The sequence below is a fragment of the Streptacidiphilus monticola genome (assembly GCF_042658505.1).
Classification (GTDB): Bacteria; Actinomycetota; Actinomycetes; order Streptomycetales; family Streptomycetaceae; genus Streptacidiphilus; species Streptacidiphilus monticola.
Window position 1 is genome coordinate 277 of record NZ_JBHSQJ010000125.1, and the last position, 1088, is coordinate 1364.

General features: G+C 60.0%; 2 protein-coding genes. Both read left to right on the forward strand.

Annotation, left to right across the window (positions count from 1 at the left end; translation table 11 throughout):
- The first annotated feature begins 236 nt into the window (after window positions 1-236).
- Window positions 237-653 carry an MbeB family mobilization protein gene (locus tag ACFP3V_RS25910; protein WP_380588169.1) on the forward strand — a complete coding sequence of 139 codons (417 nt, stop codon included), beginning with the start codon at window positions 237-239 and terminating at the stop codon, window positions 651-653.
- 77 nt (window positions 654-730) lie between these two features.
- Window positions 731-943 (forward strand): MbeD family mobilization/exclusion protein, encoded by a 213-nt coding sequence (locus ACFP3V_RS25915; protein WP_021527181.1) that lies wholly within the window; start codon window positions 731-733, stop codon window positions 941-943.
- Window positions 944-1088: the final 145 nt, after the last annotated feature.

Here is a 1088-nt window from a genome sequence, read left to right on the forward strand (position 1 = left end):
GGAGAACCGGCGCGCGCTGGTGACGCCATCTTCGTTACCCAAAACGAAGCAGGAAGCCGCAGAGGCTATTACGCGGGGCTTACTGGCCCTCGCCTCGTCAGGGGAGCTTAAAACGCGTCAGGACGTCACTGAGGCGCTGGAAAGCGCAGGTTTTGAGGTCGTGCGCACCACAAAGAGCAGCATCAGCATTGCCGACCCGGACGGAGGGCGAAACATCCGACTTAAGGGAGCCATCTATGAACAGTCTTTTAACGCTGGCGAAGGACTTAGAGCAGAAATCGAAAGCGCAGCAGCAGAGTACCGGCGAAATGCTGAAAGCCGCATTCAGCGAGCACGAGAAGTCTGTCAGAGCGGAACTGAGCGAAAGCGGGAAGAGAATCAGCGCCGCCATCCGCGCCCACGAGCAGGGTATGAGCGCGGCCATGCAGTCGAACCGCCTGAGCGTGATGCGTATGGTCGGGCGGACATGGCTGACCATCACGATGGTGTCAGGACTGCTGTTCGCCAGCCTGAGCGGGGTGTTGTGGTATCAGGGGAGCTTGATAGCGTCAAATCTGGCCGAAATCGACCGGCAGAACGCAGCGCTGTCGAAGCTGAACGCGAAGACCTGGGGCGTGACGTACCTGGAAGACAGCAACGGACGTTNGCCGTAGACAGGACGCAGAGCTGGACGGTCGGGAACGGGCGGTCGAAGCAGAACGCGCTGAGACTGGTGAAGGAGTAAGTGCCGATGACCGAGCTGGAAAAACAGTTGCTGAGCGCATTAGAGCAGCTACAGCAGGACTACTCGAAAAGGCTGGACGAGTGGGAGAGCGCCTTCGGGGAATGGCGGAAAATGTCAGGGCTTATGCAACGGGAGAACGCGGCGCTGAGCGAGCGCGTGACGCGCTTGAGTCAGCAGGTGGAACGCTTGAGCGGGCAACTGCAGCGTTTGAGCCGGTAGTGCAGCGTCATGAGATGGCCGTGGCCGCAGAACGGGCGCACGAGCAACGGCAGCACGAAAAGGAACTGACGGAAGCGCGTTCCCGGCAGCGAAGCTATGACGGTCCGTCGCTGGGCTGAAATGCAGGAAAACAGGGTTCTCATCG